Origin of the sequence: Cupriavidus yeoncheonensis, from assembly GCF_905397275.1 — a bacterium.
GTDB classification, from domain to species: domain Bacteria; phylum Pseudomonadota; class Gammaproteobacteria; order Burkholderiales; family Burkholderiaceae; genus Cupriavidus; species Cupriavidus yeoncheonensis.
Map to the genome: position 1 here is coordinate 256448 of NZ_CAJPUY010000008.1, position 20483 is coordinate 276930.

16 protein-coding genes are annotated in these 20483 nt (G+C 64.8%); 8 read left to right on the forward strand and 8 right to left on the reverse strand.

The window, feature by feature from the left end:
- Positions 1-97: 97 nt before the first annotated feature.
- On the reverse strand, positions 98-1072 hold the full coding sequence (locus tag KHO22_RS13400; protein ID WP_211947616.1) for a LysR family transcriptional regulator: 975 nt from the start codon (positions 1070-1072) through the stop codon (positions 98-100).
- Positions 1073-1258: 186 nt separating this feature from the next.
- On the opposite strand from KHO22_RS13400, the gene KHO22_RS13405 reads away from it, so the two are divergent.
- On the forward strand, positions 1259-2773 hold the full coding sequence (locus KHO22_RS13405) for a CoA-acylating methylmalonate-semialdehyde dehydrogenase (protein WP_211947617.1): 1515 nt from the start codon (positions 1259-1261) through the stop codon (positions 2771-2773).
- Positions 2774-3546: 773 nt separating this feature from the next.
- On the opposite strand, the gene KHO22_RS13410 is transcribed toward KHO22_RS13405, so the two are convergent.
- From KHO22_RS13410 to KHO22_RS13420, 3 genes are all read right to left on the reverse strand, one after another.
- On the reverse strand, positions 3547-5355 hold the full coding sequence (locus KHO22_RS13410; protein WP_211947618.1) for a methyl-accepting chemotaxis protein: 1809 nt from the start codon (positions 5353-5355) through the stop codon (positions 3547-3549).
- Between the two features lie 154 nt (positions 5356-5509).
- Positions 5510-6616 (reverse strand): porin, encoded by a 1107-nt coding sequence (locus tag KHO22_RS13415; RefSeq protein WP_211947619.1) that lies wholly within the window; start codon positions 6614-6616, stop codon positions 5510-5512.
- A gap of 285 nt (positions 6617-6901) precedes the next feature.
- Positions 6902-8200 (reverse strand): MFS transporter, encoded by a 1299-nt coding sequence (locus KHO22_RS13420; protein WP_211947620.1) that lies wholly within the window; start codon positions 8198-8200, stop codon positions 6902-6904.
- A gap of 279 nt (positions 8201-8479) precedes the next feature.
- Between KHO22_RS13420 and KHO22_RS13425 the strand changes: the two genes are divergently transcribed.
- A complete protein-coding gene (locus tag KHO22_RS13425) occupies positions 8480-10819 on the forward strand; it encodes an ATP-dependent DNA helicase (protein ID WP_211947621.1) in 2340 nt (779 codons plus the stop codon).
- 40 nt (positions 10820-10859) lie between these two features.
- Here the strand turns inward: KHO22_RS13425 and KHO22_RS13430 are convergent, their stop codons facing one another.
- The 3 genes from KHO22_RS13430 to KHO22_RS13440 all read right to left on the reverse strand — a co-directional run bounded on the left by KHO22_RS13430 (position 10860) and on the right by KHO22_RS13440 (position 12771).
- The gene (locus tag KHO22_RS13430) at positions 10860-11189 is read right to left on the reverse strand and encodes a hypothetical protein (protein WP_211947622.1); all 330 of its coding nucleotides are present in this window, start codon (positions 11187-11189) and stop codon (positions 10860-10862) included.
- 214 nt (positions 11190-11403) lie between these two features.
- Positions 11404-11940 (reverse strand): hypothetical protein, encoded by a 537-nt coding sequence (locus tag KHO22_RS13435; protein ID WP_211947623.1) that lies wholly within the window; start codon positions 11938-11940, stop codon positions 11404-11406.
- A 12-nt stretch (positions 11941-11952) separates the two neighbouring features.
- The gene (locus tag KHO22_RS13440) at positions 11953-12771 is read right to left on the reverse strand and encodes a DUF2092 domain-containing protein (RefSeq protein WP_211947624.1); all 819 of its coding nucleotides are present in this window, start codon (positions 12769-12771) and stop codon (positions 11953-11955) included.
- Between the two features lie 575 nt (positions 12772-13346).
- Between KHO22_RS13440 and KHO22_RS13445 the strand changes: the two genes are divergently transcribed.
- From KHO22_RS13445 to KHO22_RS13460, 4 genes are read left to right on the forward strand one after another with little or no spacing between them, the layout of a single operon-like run.
- Positions 13347-14288, forward strand: a complete 942-nt coding sequence (locus KHO22_RS13445; protein WP_211947625.1) for an acetaldehyde dehydrogenase (acetylating) — start codon at positions 13347-13349, stop codon at positions 14286-14288.
- An 11-nt stretch (positions 14289-14299) separates the two neighbouring features.
- The gene (dmpG, locus tag KHO22_RS13450) at positions 14300-15322 is read left to right on the forward strand and encodes a 4-hydroxy-2-oxovalerate aldolase (RefSeq protein WP_211947626.1); all 1023 of its coding nucleotides are present in this window, start codon (positions 14300-14302) and stop codon (positions 15320-15322) included.
- 59 nt (positions 15323-15381) lie between these two features.
- Positions 15382-16728, forward strand: coding sequence for an MFS transporter (locus tag KHO22_RS13455; protein WP_211947627.1), 1347 nt, complete (start codon positions 15382-15384; stop codon positions 16726-16728).
- A gap of 55 nt (positions 16729-16783) precedes the next feature.
- Complete coding sequence (locus tag KHO22_RS13460) at positions 16784-17554, forward strand: IclR family transcriptional regulator (RefSeq protein WP_211947628.1); 771 nt, start codon at positions 16784-16786, stop codon at positions 17552-17554.
- A 69-nt stretch (positions 17555-17623) separates the two neighbouring features.
- Here KHO22_RS13460 and ftrA read toward each other — a convergent pair whose 3' ends face one another.
- Complete coding sequence (ftrA, locus tag KHO22_RS13465; RefSeq protein ID WP_211947664.1) at positions 17624-18613, reverse strand: transcriptional regulator FtrA; 990 nt, start codon at positions 18611-18613, stop codon at positions 17624-17626.
- Between the two features lie 237 nt (positions 18614-18850).
- Here ftrA and KHO22_RS13470 point away from each other — a divergent pair, with 237 nt between their 5' ends.
- Together KHO22_RS13470 and KHO22_RS13475 are read left to right on the forward strand one after the other, a co-directional pair.
- Positions 18851-19198, forward strand: a complete 348-nt coding sequence (locus KHO22_RS13470; protein WP_211947629.1) for a DUF3088 domain-containing protein — start codon at positions 18851-18853, stop codon at positions 19196-19198.
- Between the two features lie 427 nt (positions 19199-19625).
- Positions 19626-20426, forward strand: coding sequence for a transporter substrate-binding domain-containing protein (locus tag KHO22_RS13475; protein ID WP_211947630.1), 801 nt, complete (start codon positions 19626-19628; stop codon positions 20424-20426).
- Positions 20427-20483: the final 57 nt, after the last annotated feature.

The window sequence follows — 20483 nt, forward strand, 5'->3', positions numbered from 1 at the left end:
TAAGTAATCGATATTTCTGAATCAATTGGATATAAGTTGATATTTTTTGAAGTTAAGCTCGCAATGTGACTTACAGATACCTCATTGCGCCGGACTGTCAGACCTGGGCCGGTGGACGGAACGCGAATCCCTGCGAGAACGACTCCCTCAGATACTCGACGAACACCTGCGAGACGCGCGACGCGTGTGCGGAATACGGCCGGATGGCATAGAGCCAGTCCCCGAATGCCCCGGTCGCACGCCACTGCGGCAGCAGTTCGACGAGCCTCCCGCTTGCCAGCGCCGACTGGGCACTGAAGTCCGGCAGCAGCGCGATGCCGAGGCCTTCGATCGCGGCATCGCGCAATGCCTCGCTGTTATTGACCGCCAGCGGGCCGGCAACGGGGACCGTGACCGGATCGGCATGCCCCGCGCCCGCGTCCCCCGCATCCTGCGCCTCCGGCACAAAGGTCCACGTGGCGGTGCCTTGCCGGCGGGGATAGTGCAGGCAGGCATGATCGGCCAGTGCCTCGGGCGATTCGGGCGCGCTTCGCGTCCTGAGGTAGGACCGGCTGGCCACCAGCACCGTGCGCGTGGCCGCCAGCGTCCAGGCGACATGGGTTTCGGGCGGCGCGGACGTATGCCGCACGGCAATGTCAAAGCCTTCCTGCGCGAGCGGGCGCAGGCGGTCGGACATGTCCAGCTCGACTTGGATCTGTGGATAGCGGCGCAGGAACCCGGGCAGCAGCGGCACCAGTTGCTGCCTGGAAAACGCCACCGGCGCGGTGACGCGCAGGAAGCCGCGCGGGGCGCCCGCCAGGTCGCGGACATTGGCGTAGCCGGAGGCGATCTGCTCGAAGGCGCCCCGCATCGAATCGACCAGTTGCCGGCCGGCATCCGTCAGCGTGGCGCTGCGCGTGGTGCGCTGCACGAGCGTGATGCCGGCGGCCTTCTCCAGGTCGGCGATGTGCTGGCTCATCGAAGCCTTGCTCACACCGAGCCGCGCGGCAGCCTTGCTGAAACTGCCCTGCTGCTGCAGCACTACCAGCCAGTGCAGGTGCTCCCAAAGCTCCTCTACGTTGGTTTTTGTCATGTTCTGGCTCCTTTCGCATCACATGCAGCGCCTATAGTTCGCATCTATAGCATGCCAGTATCAAAAAATCCTGAACAGTGAGTTCGGCGCCGGGTGGCTAGCGGTGTATCCCCCGCCTTCCTACACTCGCCTCATTCCCAGACAGGCGGCCTTAGCAGGCCCGCCAGACCCGCACAGGAGATTTCCATGACCGCGCCCTACAGCGATTCCGCAGACGTTATCCACTTCGTTTCCGGCGAACGCTTCGCGGGTTCAGGCACGCGCTCGCAGGCCGTGTTCAATCCGGCGACCGGCGCGGTGGCGCGGCAGGTCCGGCTCGGCACGGTGGAGGACATCGATGCCGCGGTGGCCAGCGGGCTGGCGGCATTCCCCAGGTGGGCCGACACGCCGCCGATCCGCCGCGCCCGCGTCATGCTGAAGTTCCTGGAGCTGATGAACCAGCACAAGGACGAGCTGGCCGCCATCATCACGGCCGAGCACGGCAAGGTCTTGAGCGACGCCGCCGGTGAAGTCAGCCGCGGCATCGACATCATCGAGTTCGCCTGCGGCATCCCGCAGTTGCTCAAGGGTGATTTCACGGATCAGGTCTCGACCGGCATGGACAACTGGACGCTGCGCCAGCCGTTGGGCGTGGTGGCCGGCATCACGCCGTTCAACTTCCCGTGCATGGTGCCGTGCTGGATGTTCCCGGTGGCGATCGCCGCCGGCAACTGCTTCATCCTGAAGCCGAGCGAACGCGACCCGTCGGCGTCGCTGTTCATGGCCCGGCTGCTCAAGCAGGCCGGCCTGCCCGACGGCGTGTTCAACGTCGTGCAGGGCGACAAGACCGTGGTCGACGCATTGCTTCATCACGCCGATGTCAAGGCGGTGAGCTTCGTCGGCTCCACGCCGATCGCCAACTACATCTACGAGACCGGCGCGCGTCTGGGCAAGCGCGTGCAGGCGCTGGGCGGCGCCAAGAACCACATGGTGGTGATGCCGGACGCCGACATCGACCAGGCCGTGGACGGCCTGATCGGCGCGGCATACGGTTCCGCCGGCGAGCGTTGCATGGCGATCTCGGTCGCGGTGCTGGTCGGGGACGTCGCCGACAAGATCATGCCGAAGCTGGAGGCACGCGCGCGCGAACTGGTAATCCGCAACGGCATGGATGCCGCCGCCGAGATGGGCCCGGTCGTCACCGGCCAGGCGCTCGAACGCATCGAGAACTACATTGCGCTCGGCGTGGAGGAAGGCGCGAAGCTGGTGGTCGACGGCCGCAACTACAAGGTGCCGGGACACGAGCAAGGCTTCTTTACCGGTGGCACGCTGTTCGACAACGTCACCCCCGAGATGCGCATCTACAAGGAAGAGATCTTCGGCCCCGTACTGTCTTGCGTGCGCGTGGGCGATTTCGCGCAGGCCGTGAAGCTGGTCAATGACCATGAGTTCGGCAACGGCGTGGCCTGCTACACGCGCGACGGCCAGGTTGCGCGCGAGTTCGCGCGCCGCATCGAGGTCGGCATGGTCGGCATCAACGTGCCGATCCCCGTGCCGATGGCCTGGCATGGCTTTGGCGGCTGGAAGCGCTCGCTGTTCGGCGACATGCACGCCTATGGCGAGGAAGGCGTGCGGTTCTACACGCGCCAGAAGAGCGTCATGCAGCGCTGGCCCGACGATACGACGCGGGGGGCGGAGTTCGCGATGCCTACGGCGAAGTAAAGGTTCTTGGGCTGTTGTTCTTGGCAGGCGCCGCTGGTTCGCTGGCGTAGCCGGCGGGGGGGCTCGTCGTGCTTGGCATGCGCTGTTGTTTCGCCGGCGTAGCCGGTAGGGTTTTGATTGGTGTGTCGTTCTTGGCAGACTCTGCCGTTTCGCCGGCGTAGCCGGCGACCTACTTCTTGTCCGAGCGACAAGAAGTAGGCAAGAAACGCGTCGCCTGAGCGGCTGGCTATCAACGAGGCGCTTCTATGGTTCCTGCGGCGTTGGTCTCGCGAAACGTGATCGCCGTTCGAACCTGCTACGCCTAGTGAGTCAGAACCTGTGCCTCCGATAACCGGCTTTTGTACGATCCCCAAGTTGGACTCGGGTACAGCGTTCCAACAGCGCCAGCGGTCGGACGCCTTCGGCTGCGCTGCGCGCGCGTCCTAGTCGGGATGCGGGCGGCATCAACGTTGCCGGCGCGGTGCTTCCCACCCCCTCTCGCCACTTCCCCATATCGCCCTTACTGTTTTCCTCCGAGCCGCGCGCAGCGCAGCGTAGAAAACTGTTACCTATGTGCTTGAACTGTTCTGTTACCTATGTGGGTGAACCGTACCCGAAGACGCGTTTTTGCCTCCTTTTGCCGCTCGGGCAAAAGGAGGTCGCCGGCTACGCCGGCGAAACGGCAGCGTCGGCCAAGGTCGACGACCGGTCAAATCAAGACTCCCCGGCCAGAAGCACCAACTCCCGCTCAAATCAAAACCCTGCGGGCTACGCCTGCGAAACAGCGACGCCAGCTACCTTACCCCCGCGCCGAGCTTGAACTCTGCAACGGCCTCCGCCAGCGTGTGGGCCTGCTCGTTCAACAGCGAGGAGGCCGCGGTCGCCTGCTCCACCAAGGCGGCGTTCTGCTGCGTTGCCTGCTCCATCTCTTCAACAGCCTGGTTGATCTGGCTGATACCCGTGGCCTGTTCGCCCATGGACGTGCTGATTTCACCAATCAGCGCAGTGACCCGGCGAATACCATCGTCGATCTCTTTCATCGCCTCGCCCGCCGCCTGGACACGTTGAGCGCCCGACTGGACGCTGACATCGGATGCCTCGATCAGCGCCTTGATCTCCTTGGCGGCGGTCGCGCATCGATGGGCCAGGCCACGCACTTCGCTCGCCACCACTGCAAAGCCCTTCCCATGCTCGCCTGCGCGCGCCGCTTCAACGGCCGCATTCAGTGCCAGGATATTGGTCTGGAAGGCGATGCCATCGATGACACCGATGATCTCCACGATCTTCGCGGAAGACTGCGCGATGTCCTCCATGGTCGCCACCACATCGGAAACCACCGTACCCCCTCTTGCCGCGGCCTCGCTGGCGGATGAGGCAAGACGTGTGGCCTGCACCGTCGCCTCGGCGGATCGTCTCACCGAGCCAGTCAATTCGGACAGCGAAGCGACAGTCTCCTCCAGATTGCTGGCCGCCATTTCGGTCCGGCGCGACAGATCCTGATTGCCGGCTTCAATTTCTCTGGTCGCAATCTTCACGGACTCGCTGCCATGGCGGATCCGCAACAGCACGCCCCCGAGTTTTTCGACGAAGGTATTGAAGGAGACCGCGATCTGCGTCACCTCGTCGCGGCCTGCGGCGGGCAGGCGTTGCGTCAGGTCCCCGTCGCCGGATCCGATCTCGTTCATCGCATCCCGAACGCCGGATAGCCGGCTGAATGCCTGCGCGGTGAGCACGCCACTCAGCACCGCGGCAATGGCCGCCAACAGCACGATGGCGATGGTCGAGGCCTTGACCACACTGTCCAGGGCCGCCGTGGCTTCTGTCTTGTCGAGCGCCACTACCAGTTGCCAGTTGGTGCCATGGATGGGCTTGGCGCGCAGCAGCTTTGACGCGCCGTCCAGCTCCACCTCAAGCGGTGTCGTCTCTTTCGTCAGCGAGGCCAGAGTCTGCGGCGTCAGTGCCGGCGACAGCTCGATCGCCGGCTTCCGGAGGTACTTGTCCTGCGGGTGTGCCAGGATGTTTCCGTCCTTGTCCACCACAAAGCCCAGGCTCTGCGGGGTCGGATGCACCGCGGCAACGACGGCGCGAACGCCATCCAGAGACACGACCGCCGATACCACGCCCTCCAATGCGCCGTTGCGCACGATCGGTGCGGCGAACGAGACAAAGGGCTTGCCGCTCGCGGCATCGGCGTAGGGCGTGGACACGATCTGCTTCCCGGCCGCCACGGTTTCCTTGTACCAGGGGCGCGCGGTCGGATCAAAGCCTTCCGGCATCCGGTCCTTGCTGGCGACAAAGGACTTGTCCTTCCAGCCAGCCGTGGTAATCGGGAATGCGCCGGCCCTCTGCAACTGGCGGACAATGCCCTGCGGATCGCCAGGGGCAATCTGTTCGGCCGCGGCACTCACCATCGTGGCCTTTGCCGCGACCCACTCATCGAGCGCCAGGGCATGGCCTGTCGCGATGGCGTCGAGGTTCTGCTGAATCGTTTCGAGATTGCTGTTGCGAACGATGACATACGTCACGCCGGCAGTCAGTGCCAGGGCAGTCACGACGATGCCGGTGGAAATGGCCTGAATCTTTGAGCGAATGGATGGAAGCATGCGAAGGTAAGGATCTCTGGTAGGCGGTCAGGGCTCTGGTGATCGATGCGAACTTGTCCATCTGAATCCGCACTTCCAATCGGCATCACGCGGATCGGAGATGGAGCAAAAAAAGCCCGGAAGAACCGGGCTGATTGCGCAAACTTGCGAGCGCTCAGAACTTGTGGCGAACGCCGACCACAGCGCCGAACTGATTCTTGCCTGGCACCACTTGCTCGCTTGACGATGCACCCAGCACATCGTTGAAGCCGTTCACGCCCAGCGCCGAGCGTGCATTGCTGTTCACCGCGTAAGCCATGGATGCGTACACGTCGGTACGCTTGGACAAGACATAGTCGGCGGTCGCAACGAATTGCCAAGGGTTGCCGACGTGAGCGTTGGCGAGGTTCTGGTAGTACGCCGCTCCGGTCAGCGAGAACGACGGTGTCAGCTGATAACCCAGGCCAGCCCAGGCGAGGTTGGCATAGGTATTCGCCGCACCGGCAGTACCTGGCAGGGAAGCGCCGTTGAACGAGCGCGCATAACGGTAGCCGGCATAGAGTTTGGCCGGGCCAAACGCATAGGTGCCGGCAAGCGCCGCGCGACGGATCAGCTGGTTGCTTGACAGTGCGGCGGCGGACGACTGGTTGGTCTGGTCGTACACGGCACCGATCGAGAACGGGCCTGCGGCATAGACGGCCATCACCGAGTACTCGCGGCCATTGGTGAAGTTGCCGGGGACTTCCGCGTTGTTGTAGTTGAAGCTGTACAGGCCGGTCACCGTCAGGCCACCGAAGTTGCCGACATACTTGGCCGAGTTGTCTGCGCGCTGGCCAAGCATGAACGGGTCCTGTGCGCCGATTGCGAAGCGACCCGCGTTGCCCATCGGGTCGAATGCGCCAGAGAAATCCCAGAACGGAGCCGTGTGGCGACCCAGGGTCAACTGGCCCCACCGGCTTTGCAAGCCTACGTATGCGGCGCGGCCGAACAGCCGACCGCCCTGGGCCATCTTTCCGTCATCCGTGCTGAAGCCGCTCTCCAGCGTGAAGATGCCCTTCAGCCCGCCGCCCAGATCCTCTACGCCGCGCAGGCCCCAGCGCGAACCCGACTGGTTGCCCGATTGCATGGCCACCAGACTGGAACTGGCCTTGGCCGCGTTCGGGACGCTATTCAGGTATTCGATCCCGACGTCAACCACGCCGTAAAGCGTCACGCTGGATTGGGCATGGGCGCCAGCCGATGCGAGCAGGCCGGCGGAAATGGCGATTAGTTTGAGCCTCATGTTTTCCTTGTTTGAAAGTTCTTCAGAAATGCGCTAATGGAGGCTATTGGCCCGGTGCGGCTTTTGCTGGCCGATGCGCAGCCTCCCCTACGCAAAGGACATGGCCGACCGGTATCTGCGGTATTCCAGACGCAATCAGTCCGGCGGCAGCACCAACGACGGCGGCAGCATGCCGAGGCGAAACCATCCGACCTGACGGCTTGAAAGAGCGGGAAATGCGGGCACCGCGCCGAATGCGGTGCCCATTGATCGCGTGACGCCCTGGTGCTTGCCGGATTCCGGCCGTCAGACCGGGATCTTCTTCTCGTAGTCGATGCTGGTGGACGCGAGCAGCAGGCCGACACCGCAGGCGGCAAAGAACATCAGCGCCAGGAAGTAGGAGCCGGTGGCCTGGACGATCAGGCCGACGATGATCGGCACGCTGATGCCGGCGATGTTGCCGCCCAGGTTCATCACGCCGCCGAGGAAGCCGACCTTGTTACGGGTGCCCAGCATCGACGGCACGGACCAGAACAGGCCGCACCAGCGCAGGAAGAACAGGGTCGAGGACAGCAGCACGACAACCAGCACGGGATCGGTGACATAGGCCACCGAGAAGATCGACACCGTGGCCACCACGGCGGCGATGCCGAACAGCGTGCGCATGACGATGTTGGGACGTCCCCCGGCTTCTTTCCACTTGTCGGCAATCCAGCCGCCGATCAGTTCGCCGACGAAGCCCGCGAAGAAGATGAGGAAGCTGGCGCCGCCCATCTGCTTGAGGTCGAAGCCGCGCGCCTTGCTCAGGTAGGTGGGCATCCAGGTCAACAGGCCGTAGAACACGGCGTTGAAGCACATCCAGCTGACGGCCATGCACCAGACCGAGCGGTACTTGAAGAAGTCCAGCGAACGGCCGCTCAGATTGGCCGGCTCCTCGCTGTGCTCCAGGGCAAGCGCGTCCTCGATATGACGGGCTTCCTGTTCATTGACGCCACGGTGTTCGCGCGGCGAATTGCGGATGTACCACCATGCCACGAAGCCGGCCAGCACCGTGCCCACACCCGCCACCACGAACGACAGGCGCCACGACCCAAGTTCGCTGATCAGCCCGGCGATGATGAGCGAGCCGAGCGCCGCGCCCAGCGGTGCGCCGCCGTCCAGCAGCGTGGCGCCGCGGCCGCGTTCGTTCCTGGTCATCCAGATGGCATTGAGCTTGCCGCCGGCCGGGTAGATCGGCGCTTCGGCGGCGCCGAGCCCGAGCCGGGTCAGCATCAGCGAGGTGGCGTTGGTGCAGGCCGCCGCGATCGCCTGGAAGAAGCCCCAGAACACGGTGGCGCAGGCAATCACGATGCGCGGCTTGTACTTGTCGGCCAGCATGCCGCCCGGCACCTGCATGAATGCGTAGGTCCAGAAGAATGAACTGAGGATCAGCCCCTGCATGGCAGGGCTCAGGTCGAACTCCTTCGCGATCAACGGCATGGCCACCGACAGCGACGCACGGTCGATGTAGTTGATGGCGACCAGCAGCAGCATCATCAGGAAGATTTTCCAGCGCACGCTGCTGCGCGGAATCGCCATCGTCGTGGCGGTGCTTGTCGATTGCATGACGGGGTCTCCTTGTCCTTGTGTCCTTCGATTTGAGGCGTTTTGATTAAGGTGTCGCGCAACCGGGCGGAGTATAAGATACGTAATCTGTAATTACAATTGCTGTAAGTGCATGATTTGTATGTAGTGTTTATAGGGTATGTCACGATATCGGGGGATTCCCGGTGATCGCGCGGAGGCTGCCCGCCGCAAGTCGGGAACACGCTGATTGCATATTTCCGCCAGCGCCGGATCACTGTATATTCATACAGCCCCGCAATCCTCTGCCCGTTCCGCGCCTTGTCCGCCACGCCAACCGATCCGCCCCGCTATACCGTCGCCGTTCGCACGCTGTGCGAATTCACGGCCAAGGCGGGCGACCTCGACCTGCGCTTCACGCCCTCGCCCACCGGGCAGGAAGGCGTGGCGGGCCACGGCGTGGTCACCAGCCGCCGCGGGCCTGGCTATGAGTCCGAGGTGGCGTTGTCGGGCCAGTTCGAAGGCCTGCGCGTGCGCGGCCGCGCCGATGGCTACGATCCCGTGGCCAACCGCGTCGAAGAAATCAAGACCGTGCGCGGCGACAAGGCCGCGATTCCGCAGAACCACCAGGCGCTGCACTGGGCGCAGGCGAAGATCTACGGCTGGCTGCTGTGCGAAGCGCGCAACCTCGCGCAGATCGACGTGGCGCTGGTGTATTTCGACATCCTGAGCCAGCGCGAGCGCGTGCTGAAGGAACGCTGCGACGCGGCGACGCTGCGTGCGTTCTTCGAGGACAGCTGCCGCCGCTTCATGCAATGGGCCGAGCGGGAAGTTGCTCATCGCAGCGATCGCGATGCGGGGCTGCAGGCACTGCGCTTTCCCCACGCCACCTTCCGCGACGGGCAGCGCCTGCTGGCCGAATCGGTCTACAAGGCCAACGCCGGCGCCCGCACGCTGCTGGCACAGGCGCCGACCGGCATCGGCAAATCGATTGGCACCGTGTTCCCGGCGCTGAAGGCCATGCCCACGCAGCGCATCGACAAGATCTTCTTCCTGTCGGCGCGTTCGACGGGCCGCGCCGTCGCGCTGCAGGCCACCACGCAATTGCGCCGCCAGCCCGGTGACGCGCCGCTGCGTGTGCTGGAACTGGTGGCGCGCGACAAGGCGTGCGAGCATCCGGACCTGGCCTGCCACGGCGACTCGTGTCCGCTGGCAAAAGGCTTCTACGACCGGCTGCCCGCCGCGCGCGACGCCGCCAGCCGCGCGGCGCTGCTCGATGGCCACACCGTGCGCGAGATCGCGCGCACGCACGAGGTCTGTCCCTACTACCTTGCCCAGGAGATGATCCGCTGGAGCGACCTGGTGGTGGCCGACTATAACTATTATTTCGACCGCAGCGCCATGCTGTATGCGCTGGCCGCGCTGAACGAATGGCGCGTCAGCGTGCTGGTGGACGAAGCGCACAACCTGGTCGAACGCGGCCGGGCCATGTACACGGTCACGCTCGACCATGCCGTCTTCCGCGGCGTGCGGCTGTCCGCGCCGGGCACGCTGAAGCGCGAGATGAACCGCGTCTACCGGCAATGGAACACGCTCGCCAGCTCCGGCGAGGCCGCCTACGAAACCCGCGATGAGGAACCCGCCGCGTTCATCGAGGCGCTGGCCCGGCTATGCACCGCCATCATCGACGACATGAGCGAGCAACCGCAGCGGCACGACGCCACGCTCGAGCGCTTCTATTTCGATGCGATGCACTTCCTGCGCCTGTCCGAACAGATGACCGAGTACGGCGGCAAGCATTCGCTGTTCGATATCACGCGCACGCCGCGCCACCGCAGCGGCGTGGATGCCGCGCTGTGCGTGCGCAACCTGTTGCCCGCGCCGTACCTTGCACCGCGCTTCGCGGGCGCGCATTCGACCACGCTGTTCTCGGCCACGCTGCAGCCGGCCGACTACTACGGCAACCTGCTGGGCGTGCCGGGCAGTGCCGTGTGGGTGGAGGTGCCGTCGCCATTCCAGGCGGAGCAGCTCGACGTGCACGTCGCGCGCCATATCTCCACGCGCTATGCCCACCGGCAACGTTCGCTGCCGGCCATCGTCGCACTGATGGCCGAACAGTTCGCGCAGCGCCCCGGCAACTACCTGGCTTTCTTCAGCAGCCATGACTATCTCCAGCAGGCCGCCGCCATGCTGGCCGAACGCCATCCCGATATTCCGACCTGGTCGCAGGCACGCGGCATGACCGAGGCCGGGCAGTCGGCATTCCTGGATGCGTTCGCGCCAGGCGGCCAGGGCATTGGCTTCGCGGTGCTGGGCGGCGTGTTCTCGGAAGGCGTCGATCTTCCCGGCGATCGGCTGATTGGCGCATTCGTGGCCACGCTGGGCCTGCCGCAGGTGAACCCGGTCAACGAACAGCTGCGCGAGCGGATGGAAGCCGCCTTCGGCCAGGGCTATGGCTACGACTACGCTTACCTGTATCCGGGCCTGCGCAAGGTGGTGCAGGCGGCCGGCCGCGTGATCCGCACCCGGCAGGACCGCGGCGTGGTCTGGCTGATCGATGACCGCTACACGCGCCCCGAGGTGCAGGACATGTTGCCGTCATGGTGGGATGTTCCGGCAAGCGGTCCGCCAAGGCCGCGGCCCGGCGCTGCTGCCGATTGACCGCTCCGGCGCTGCGCGGGCGGCCAGCTTTCATGCCGGATTACGGCGTATGCGGTGTTGGCCTCGGACGCGGCGAAGGATAAGGAGGCCTCGGCCCGCCACCGGGCACCTCGATGTACGGCGCGACCACGAGCGGATACTGCGCGGCCTCCGGTGCCATGGCCGGCTGCGATCCCGCGCCGCGTTGCGCCTGCGGTGTGGTCCGGAGCTCGGCGCCGCCGCGCTTGCCGTCGCTGATGCCGCCCTGGGTATCCAGCACCATGGGCCGGCTATCCGCGGGCGGCGCGGCGAACGCTGCCGATGATGCCGCGGCCAGCAGCATCGCGATCGCCGCGGCGGCGCTCAGCGCGCGGATCATGGGTAAAAGCATGAACGCTCCTGTCGGTCGTGTCGAAGCTGGCCGCCACCGGAGCCATGGGTCTGGCGGCGCGTTTCGCCTCCGCAGTATAGGCCGTGCCGATGGCTATGCCATCGCATGGCGTACGTCACGCTACACCGGGCATGATGTCGCGATCAGGGCTCGAAGGGCGGGCGCCAGCGCTCAGGGGCTGAGCGGACTGGCTGCCCCGCCCTGTTCCGGTCCGTCAGTATGGCGGGCTGACCACCATATACTGCGATCCCTGCGGCGCGTACCAGGTAGCGCCGCATTGCTGGTACACCATGCCGCCATAGTTCACCGGCACGCAGCCCGTCGGCACGGTTCGGACCATGGAGCCCACCACTGCCGACGTGACCGCCACGGTGGCCGTCACGGCCGCGGCCGTTGCCACCGGATGGTAGCCGTTGTCCCAGCCGCAACATCCGCTGTTGTTGTTGACGTTCACGTTCACGTTGCGATTGGAGTTGACGTTGGTGTTGCGGCTGGTATTGACGTTGTTCACGCTGGTGCTGCGGACATTGTTGGTCCGCGCGTCGGCGCGCTGGTTGTCGACCTGCCGCGCGCCGCGCGCCTCACCACCACCACCACCACCACCACCACCACCACCCCGTGCGCCGCCGGCATGAGCGCCGCCGCCACGCTCGCCGCCCTGTCGCGCCTGCGCCGGGAGCGTCCACCCGGCCGTCGCCAGCCCCAGGACGGCCAGACTTACCACGAATCGCTTGCAGGATATGTATGTCATGGCATCGCTCCTTTACCGGGGCTTGACGGGAACGAATTCCGCCACCTTGGCGTCCTGCGGCGGCTTGAACGCGAAGACATCGTTGCCGAACTTCGCATTCGGCTTCCACTTGTAGAGCGTGACCGACTGAGGCCGGGCCTCGTCGGCGCGATTGGTGATGACCAGCTTGCGTGGCAGCGGCCGGGCTCCGGTGGCGATCCAGATCTGCCAGTCGATCTGGCCCTGCCGGAACACGTAGTGGTCGCAGACATCGCCGCCGACGAAGTCCTGGCCGGCGTTCATCGCCGATTGCATGTTGTCGAGCGGCGCGGCGTCGGTGCCCCACAGGAACAGGTCGGCCGAAGGGAGTTCAACCCCGTAGCGATCGCGCAGGCGGTGGGCAAGCACGCCCAGGTTGTCATCGAACTTGGCCTGCGAATAGTACTTCTGCGCAGGCGCGTAGAGCGTCACGGTCTTCCCGTCATAGATGAGATCGCGACTCGAGTTGGCGGTGCGCATCTGGGCACGGATCTTGTTCGGCCGCTGCACGTCGAGATCCGCGTTCGCGCTGTGCTGAAGCTTCTGGCCGTCCGCCAGCACTCTCTCGCCCGACAGTTCGATCATCACCTCGAACTGCTTCAGCGTTTGCAGGTACTTGCCCATGTTGTCCAGTGCCTGGATGGCCGCGGGATCGACGGCTTTGGCATCGGCCGGCGCGGTGCCTGCCGGCGTCTGCGCCGGGGCGGCGGCCTGCGCCGGAGGACTCGCCGGCGGGTTGGAAGACTGCGGCGGCGTGGTGCTGCACGCTGCCAGCGTGACAACAAGCAAGCTCAGAGCTTTGATGCGTGCCATGAAGTTCTCCGTTGGAACGGCCCTTGGTTTCACCGGACACCAACGCGCAATGTCCACCTCATCCACCTCGGTCCGGCGGACGCGCGCGATCAGGCGTTGCATGGAAGGCCAGCTTGCGCGTACTGACTGCCCCGCCCGAATGCCCGTCTTGTGGCACAGCCGCAGCCACAGTGAATGCCATTCTCCACGACAGCGACGCGAGGCGAAGTGAAACTTTTGCTAGCGGGCATTTATTCGATTCGATGCCACAGGTGCTGCAAGGGATACAAACCCCTCTGCGACGCCCGGGAAATGGCCCCGTGATTCGATGCGTTGTCAGATAGCTCACCAGCTCACTTGTCTTGCCACGTGACCAGATAGGTACCTTGTCCGTTTTGACGCAGCCCCTTCTCCACATTATTTCTCAATATATGAGAGTTAATCTTACATATTGATATTTAAGAATCCGAGGAGTAATCTTGCGTCGCAGCGCAGGCGCATTCCCGTCCCCCGACGGCAATGTCCTGGCCTGCGACACACAGCACTTCACAGAAAGGGGGTTCGCCGCCAAGGCGGCCCCGAGGACGGAGGCTCCATTGGCAAATCGAAAACTGAAGGCCGCGATCATCGGATCGGGCAATATCGGCACGGACTTGATGATCAAGATCCTGCGCCACGGCAAACACCTGGAAATGGGCGCCATGGTCGGCATCGACCCCGCGTCGGACGGCCTCGCGCGCGCCGCCCGCATGGGCGTGGCCACCACGCATGACGGCGTGGAAGGCTTGCTGAACCTTCCCGTATTCCAGGACATCGACGTGGTGTTCGACGCCACCAGCGCGGGCGCCCACATCAGGAACGACGCGCGGCTGCGCGAGGTGAAGCCGGACATCCGCATGATCGACCTGACGCCGGCGGCCATTGGCCCGTACTGCGTGCCGGTGGTCAACCTGGAAGCCCGTCTCGACGCGCGCAACGTGAACATGGTCACCTGCGGCGGACAGGCCACCATTCCGATGGTCGCCGCGGTGTCGCGCGTGGCGAAGGTGCACTACGCGGAGATCGTCGCGTCGATCAGCAGCAAGTCGGCCGGACCGGGCACGCGCGCCAACATCGACGAATTCACCGAGACCACGTCGAAGGCCATCGAGGTCATCGGTGGCGCGGCCAAGGGCAAGGCCATCATCGTGCTGAACCCGGCGGAACCGCCGCTGATCATGCGCGACACCGTCTACGTGCTGAGCGATGCCGCCAACCAGACCGAAGTCGAAGCCTCGATCAACGACATGGCCGCCGCCGTGCAGGCGTATGTGCCGGGCTACCGGCTCAAGCAGCGCGTGCAGTTCGACGTGATCGCACCCGACGCACCGCTGAACATTCCGGGCCTGGGCCGCTTCAGCGGCCTCAAGACCTCGGTGTTCCTGGAGGTGGAAGGCGCGGCGCACTACCTGCCCGCCTACGCCGGCAATCTCGACATCATGACTTCCGCCGCGCTCGCCACCGCCGAGCGCATGGCGCAATGCGCACTGAACGCCTGAGGAGACACGCCATGGCTTTCAACCCCGGCAAGAACCTTTATATCTCCGACGTGACGCTGCGCGATGGCAGCCACGCCATCCGTCACCAGTACTCGATCCAGAACGTCAAGGACATCGCCCGCGCGCTGGACCAGGCACGGGTGGATTCGATCGAAGTGGCACACGGCGACGGCCTGCAGGGCTCCAGCTTCAACTACGGCTTCGGCGCCCACACCGATCTCGAATGGATCGAGGCGGTCGCCGGCGAGATCGAACACGCGCAGATCGCCACGCTGCTGCTGCCCGGCATCGGCACGATCCACGATCTTGAAAATGCCTACAAGGCCGGCGCGCGCATCGTCCGCGTCGCCACGCATTGCACGGAAGCCGATGTGTCGCGCCAGCACATCGAACGCGCGCGCGAGCTCGGCATGGACACCGTGGGCTTCCTGATGATGAGCCACATGACCACGCCGGAAAACCTCGCCGTCGAAGCGAAGAAGATGGAAGCGTACGGCGCCACCACCATCTACGTGGTGGACTCGGGCGGCGCGCTGGGCATGCAGGACGTGCGCGACCGGTTCCGTGCGCTGAAGGCGGTACTCGATCCGGACACGCACACGGGCATCCATGCCCATCACAACCTGTCGCTGGGCGTGGCCAACTCGATCGTGGCCGTGGAAGAGGGCTGCGATCGCATCGACGCATCGCTGGCCGGCATGGGCGCCGGCGCCGGCAACGCACCGCTGGAAGTGTTCATCGCCGCCATCGAGCGCCTGGGCTGGGAGCACGGTACGGACCTGTACAAGCTGATGGACGCCGCCGACGACATCGTGCGCCCGCTGCAGGACCGCCCGGTCCGCGTGGATCGGGAAACGCTGGCGCTCGGCTATGCCGGCGTGTATTCCAGCTTCCTGCGCCACTCCGAAGTCGCCGCGAACAAGTACGGCCTGAAGGCCGTGGACATCCTCGTCGAACTGGGCAAGCGCCGCATGGTGGGCGGCCAGGAAGACATGATCGTCGACGTTGCGCTGGATCTGCTCAAGAACGGGTAAGGCAGGGCCGCCCGGGCATCACAAGATGCCCCGGGCATGCGAACAAGCAGAGGAAGACAATGAGACAAAGTGAGACCAGCCCGCAAGTGGGCGGATTTACAGCATCGCAGGCATCCAGGGACAGCCTGATCTCCGGCAGCGACCGCCGCCGCGCGCTGATGGGCAGCGCCGTCGGCAGCACCATCGAGTGGTACGACTATTTTCTCTATGGGACGATGTCGGCCACGGTGTTCGGCAAGCTGTTTTTCCCGTCCGACGATCCGGTCACCAGCCAGTTGCTGGCACTGGCATCGTTCGCGCTCGCGTTCCTGATCCGGCCGCTGGGCGGCATCGTGTTTGCCCACATCGGCGACCGCATCGGCCGCAAGAAGACGCTGGCGGTGACGCTGGCCATCATGGGGTTGTCAACGGTGCTGATTGGCCTGACGCCGACCTATGAAAGCGTCGGCATCTGGTCGCCGATCCTGCTGACGCTGCTGCGCCTGCTGCAAGGCCTGGCGCTTGGCGGCGAATGGGGCGGCGGCCTGCTGCTGGCCGTGGAGTACTCGCCACCCAACCGGCGCGGCTTCTACGGTGCCGTGCCGCAGATCGGCGCGCTGATCGGCCTGGCACTCGGCAACCTGATCACCGCCGCGCTCAGCACGGCGTTCTCGGAAACGACGTTCCTCGCCTACGGCTGGCGCATTCCGTTCGTGCTGTCCATCGTGCTCGTGATGCTCGGCATGTGGATCCGCAATAACGTCGATGAAACGCCGTCGTTCAAGCGTGTCATGGCGACCCGCACCGAGAAGAAGGTCCCGCTGGCCGAAACGCTGACCCGCCACTGGCGTGCCGTGCTGATCGTGATCGGCGCCAAGTTCATCGAGACCTCGACGTTCTTCCTGTTCGCCACGTTCACCGTGTCCTACCTCGTCGGGCTGCACTATGCGCGCGTCGATGCGCTGAACATGGTGCTGGCCGCCGCCATCGTCGGCTCGCCGATGATGCTGGTGTACGGCGGACTGTCGGATCGCATCGGCCGCAAAAAGCTGTTCCTGATCGGCACGGTGGCGGCCATGGTCTACGTGCTGCCCTTCTTCTGGCTGATGAACCAGGGATCGGTCTGGCTGAGCGCCCTCGCGGTGATCGTCGGCTTTGCGCTGGTGTGGCCGATCTACGGATCGGTGCTCGGCACCTTCTTCGCCGAGAGCTTCCCGCCCGATGTGCGCTATACGGGCGTGTCGCTCGGCTATCAGGTGGGTGCCGCGATTGTCGGCGGCCCAATGCCGCTGATTGCCACGGCGCTGCTGGCCCATTACAGCGGCAGCTACCTGCCGGTGGGCCTGTTCATCATCGCCTGCGGCGTGATCTCGCTGATTGCCGTCAGCGCCACGAAGGATCGCAGCGGCGAGGCCCTTGACGACTAAGCAGCAGCGTTGCGCCGCTGGTGGGCCACCCGCCGGCGGCGTTACACTTCATGCCATGTCAAGAACGCCAAACCCCACTCGAACCCTGGCCAGCCAGACGCTGTTTCGCGGACTGGATGTGGTCGACGCCGTTGCCGACGGCTGCCAGTCCGTGCAGGAAATCGCCGACCGCACCGGTGTGGCGTTCAGCACCACCCATCGCCTGGCCTCGGCACTGGTGCAGGCCCGCTACCTGCAATTCGAACCCCGGCGTGGCTATCGCCTGGGCACCCGCCTGCTGGAGCTTGGCTTCGCCGCTTACCGCGATTCCGACATTGCGCGCAGCGCAAGGCAGAACATCGAACAGCTTGCCGGCGAGACGCGCGATACCGTTCACCTCGCCATGCTCGACGGCGACGAGATCATCTATCTCGACAAGATCGACGCCCAGCGTCCGATCGGCGTCAATTCGCGCATCGGTGGACGCAAGCCTGTCTGCTGCACTGGCGTGGGCAAGGCGCTGATCCTCGACGAAGGCGAGGCGTCGTGGCGCACCCGCTACCAGTACGATGCCGAGCGCGGCAACATCCACTTGCCGCTTGAGACCTGGCTGGCCGGCATGCACGCCTACGCGCAAGGCGGCTACGCGTTCGACCTGGAAGAGAACGCACCGGGCATCCGCTGCGTCGCGGTACCGATCCGCGATGCCAGCGGCAAGACCGTGGCAGCCGTCAGCGTCACGGGCACCACCGATTCCACCGATGAGGCGCGCCTGCGCTCACTGATTCCCACGGTACGTGGAGCGGCCCAGGCGATCAGCGCCAAGCTCGGCGGCACGCTCGGGTGAAGTCTGCGCCCCGCCACCGCAAGGAAGCACGACCGCCACTCCGCAAGCCTGATCCGCCGTTTGCCGGAATCAATGCTCCTCGGACGCACTGAAACGCCGCCTGTAGTCACCGGGACTGGTTCCAAGCCGGGTGCGGAAATGATTGCGCAATGTGGCTGCGGCGCCGAAGCCCACCTGCACCGCGATATCGTCCAGCGATAGGCCGGTTTCTTCGAGCAACACCCTGGCCCGGCCTACCCGTTCGATCAGCAGCCATTCCCCGGGGGGCATGGCCATCATGTTGACGAAGTGGCGCTGGAAGGTGCGGGCACTCATTGCCGCCTGCTCCGCCATCCTGACAATCGGCCAGTCTTCTCCTAGGGTTGCGCGCACCGCGTCCAGCAGGGGGGCGAGCGACGCGCTGCTGCGCCTCGAGACCGGCTCCGCAATGTACTGGGCCTGACCGCCTTCACGGTGTGGGGGCATGACCAGCCGACGCGCGACCTGATTGGCAGCGCGAGGACCAAAGTCCCGGCGAATCAGGTGCAGGCACAGGTCGATTCCCGCGGCGCTTCCGGCCGAGGTCAGGACATCGCCGGCATCGACGTAGAGCACGTCTGCCTCCACCCGCACTTCCGGATACCGCTGCGCGAGGGCTGCCGCATGACGCCAGTGCGTAGTCGCCCGCTTGCCGTCGAGCAATCCCGCGGCGGCCAATACAAAGGCGCCGGTGCAGATCGACATGACTCTCGCCCCGCGCCTGTTCGCCTTGCGCAAGGCGCGGCAAAGCGCATCCGGCACATCGGCTTCGATCCCGCGCCACCCGGGGATGATGATCGTCTTCGCCTTCGACAGCAGCTCCAGGCCGCTGTCGGCCTGCACCTGGATGCCACCCGCCCCGCGCAATGTCCCGGAATCGGCCGAGCAGGTCGCAAAGCGATACCACTCGTCGCCCATTTCCGGCCTGGGCAGGCCGAATACTTCAACGGCGCAGCCATATTCAAAAAGGCTCAGGCCATCGTAGACGACGACGGCTACCAGCCCGCCATTGGCATTGGATTGCGCTTTGTTCTTCGGCACGAAAGAGATCGATTGAAACAGCTGTTGGGGCCATCCGGCGAGGAGGCTTGACGCGCCATCTTTCACGCGACTCACCATGCGGCCGATTTTGGCATGATCCGGACGTTAATTGTCGTTCGTGCCACTAGTGGGTTTACCTAGCCGCCCCTATCCTTTGTCCGGTGGTTCGCGGCCCGGCAAGCAAAGAGAAGGACGTACACCACCCACTTCAACCATCAACCCATAGTGAGAGACAACGTGAAAGACAAGCTACTGATGCTCCGCCCCGGCTTCTATCAGGGCGCGGAAGGCCCCTTCTACTGCGGCGATGCCATTGCTGTCGAAGGCCTGCTCAGCTTCTTCCCGCAACTGCGCAGCGAGATCGACGTCGAGTACATCGATGCGCCGCGACCGCGCCAGGCGATTGTCGAACTGATCGGCGAAGCCAACCAGTCCGCCCCCGTGCTGGTGCTCGGCGCCGGACGAGCGCCGGTCGACAACAGCGTGGAGGTCCGCGCGTACGGCCAGACCCGGTTCATCGATTCTCCCGACCAGATCCGTCGATACCTGTCGTCGCAATATGGCGTAGCGCGTCCGGCTTCCTGAGCATTACCCGACCGGTCAGCTCATGGCCACGACTGAAGCCAGGAGCCGGGCCAGCGATGTGCGCGGCGGCGGCCCCAAGCCACGCCGCGCCGGTTGGCGTGTCCCGATGGCCCGGCTAGCGAAGCCAATGCCAGCGGGAGAGGCTCCTTGCGCTTCATGCCGGATATCCAGAACGCCGTTGCCATTAACCCGATACGTGGAGAAAAAAATTCTACGAAAGGGCTTCACCTTATGACCTTTTGAAAGTTTTTTCCTCAGACGGATCACTACGATTTCCCTCACGGCCAGGACGACCCGTCGTCACGACGAGACGACGATCTCGAGGCCGGCGAAGGTTCCATCACCGATCAGGAAAGCCGTTGCACGGAACCTGGCGGGCACTGATTCGACCCTTCGACAAAACCTATAACCACATTGGAGACAAGGCATGAAGCTTCTGCAATCGCTGTTGCAAGGCGCGCTGCTCGCGACCGTCCTCGGTTTCACCGCACCGGCCGTGCAGGCTGAAGACCTGCTGGACACCGTCAAGGCCAGCGGCGTCCTGAAGGTCGGCATGGAGGGCACGTACCCTCCGTTTGGCTACCGAAACAGCCAGGGCCAGCTCGATGGCTTTGATGTCGCGGTGGCCAGGGCGGTGGCGGACAAGATGGGCCTCAAGGCTCAGTTCGTCACCACCGAGTGGAGCGGCATCATCGCGGGCCTGCAGGCCGGCAAGTTCGACATCATCGTCAACCAGGTCAGCATGACGCCGGCACGCAGGCAGGCGCTCGATTTCACGCAGCCCTACGTCTATTCCGCCGTGCAGGTGCTTCAGCGCAGCGACGACAAGCGCGAGTTCGGGTCGCTGGAAGCGTTGAAGGGCAAATCCGTCGGCGTCACGCTGGGCAGCAACTATGCCGAGCTGGCGAAATCGGTGTCCGGCATCCAGGTGCAGACCTATCCGGGCACCTCGGAAAACCTGCGTGACCTCGCGGCCGGCCGCATCGATGCCGCGCTCAATGATCGCCTGATGCTGCCATACCTGATCAAGAACGCGAACCTGCCGCTACGTACCGGCGCGCTGCTGGCCGGCACCAAGCTCGAGATGGGAATTCCCTACCGCAAGGGCAATCCCAGGTTCGCCAAGGCGATCGACGACGCCCTGAACACGCTGCAGCAGGACGGCACCTTGCGCAAGCTGTCCATCCAGTGGCTTGGCACCGATGCCAGCCAACCCCTCGCACAGTAATCACCGCCACGCCTGACAACACGCCCGTCCCGCCAGGTGCGGGCATGCCTGGCCACA

Bases quoted from the DNA above. Each gene is read 5' to 3' on its own strand.
- KHO22_RS13415 (WP_211947619.1), bottom strand. From the start codon at position 6,616: ATGAGGCTCAAACTAATCGCCATTTCCGCCGGCCTGCTCGCATCGGCT.
- KHO22_RS13435 (WP_211947623.1), bottom strand. From the start codon at position 11,940: ATGACATACATATCCTGCAAGCGATTCGTGGTAAGTCTGGCCGTCCTG.
- KHO22_RS13410 (WP_211947618.1), bottom strand. From the start codon at position 5,355: ATGCTTCCATCCATTCGCTCAAAGATTCAGGCCATTTCCACCGGCATC.
- KHO22_RS13430 (WP_211947622.1), bottom strand. From the start codon at position 11,189: ATGCTTTTACCCATGATCCGCGCGCTGAGCGCCGCCGCGGCGATCGCG.
- KHO22_RS13460 (WP_211947628.1), top strand. From the start codon at position 16,784: ATGTCAAGAACGCCAAACCCCACTCGAACCCTGGCCAGCCAGACGCTG.
- KHO22_RS13420 (WP_211947620.1), bottom strand. From the start codon at position 8,200: ATGCAATCGACAAGCACCGCCACGACGATGGCGATTCCGCGCAGCAGC.
- KHO22_RS13455 (WP_211947627.1), top strand. From the start codon at position 15,382: ATGAGACAAAGTGAGACCAGCCCGCAAGTGGGCGGATTTACAGCATCG.
- KHO22_RS13440 (WP_211947624.1), bottom strand. From the start codon at position 12,771: ATGGCACGCATCAAAGCTCTGAGCTTGCTTGTTGTCACGCTGGCAGCG.
- KHO22_RS13475 (WP_211947630.1), top strand. From the start codon at position 19,626: ATGAAGCTTCTGCAATCGCTGTTGCAAGGCGCGCTGCTCGCGACCGTC.
- KHO22_RS13405 (WP_211947617.1), top strand. From the start codon at position 1,259: ATGACCGCGCCCTACAGCGATTCCGCAGACGTTATCCACTTCGTTTCC.
- dmpG (WP_211947626.1), top strand. From the start codon at position 14,300: ATGGCTTTCAACCCCGGCAAGAACCTTTATATCTCCGACGTGACGCTG.
- KHO22_RS13400 (WP_211947616.1), bottom strand. From the start codon at position 1,072: ATGACAAAAACCAACGTAGAGGAGCTTTGGGAGCACCTGCACTGGCTG.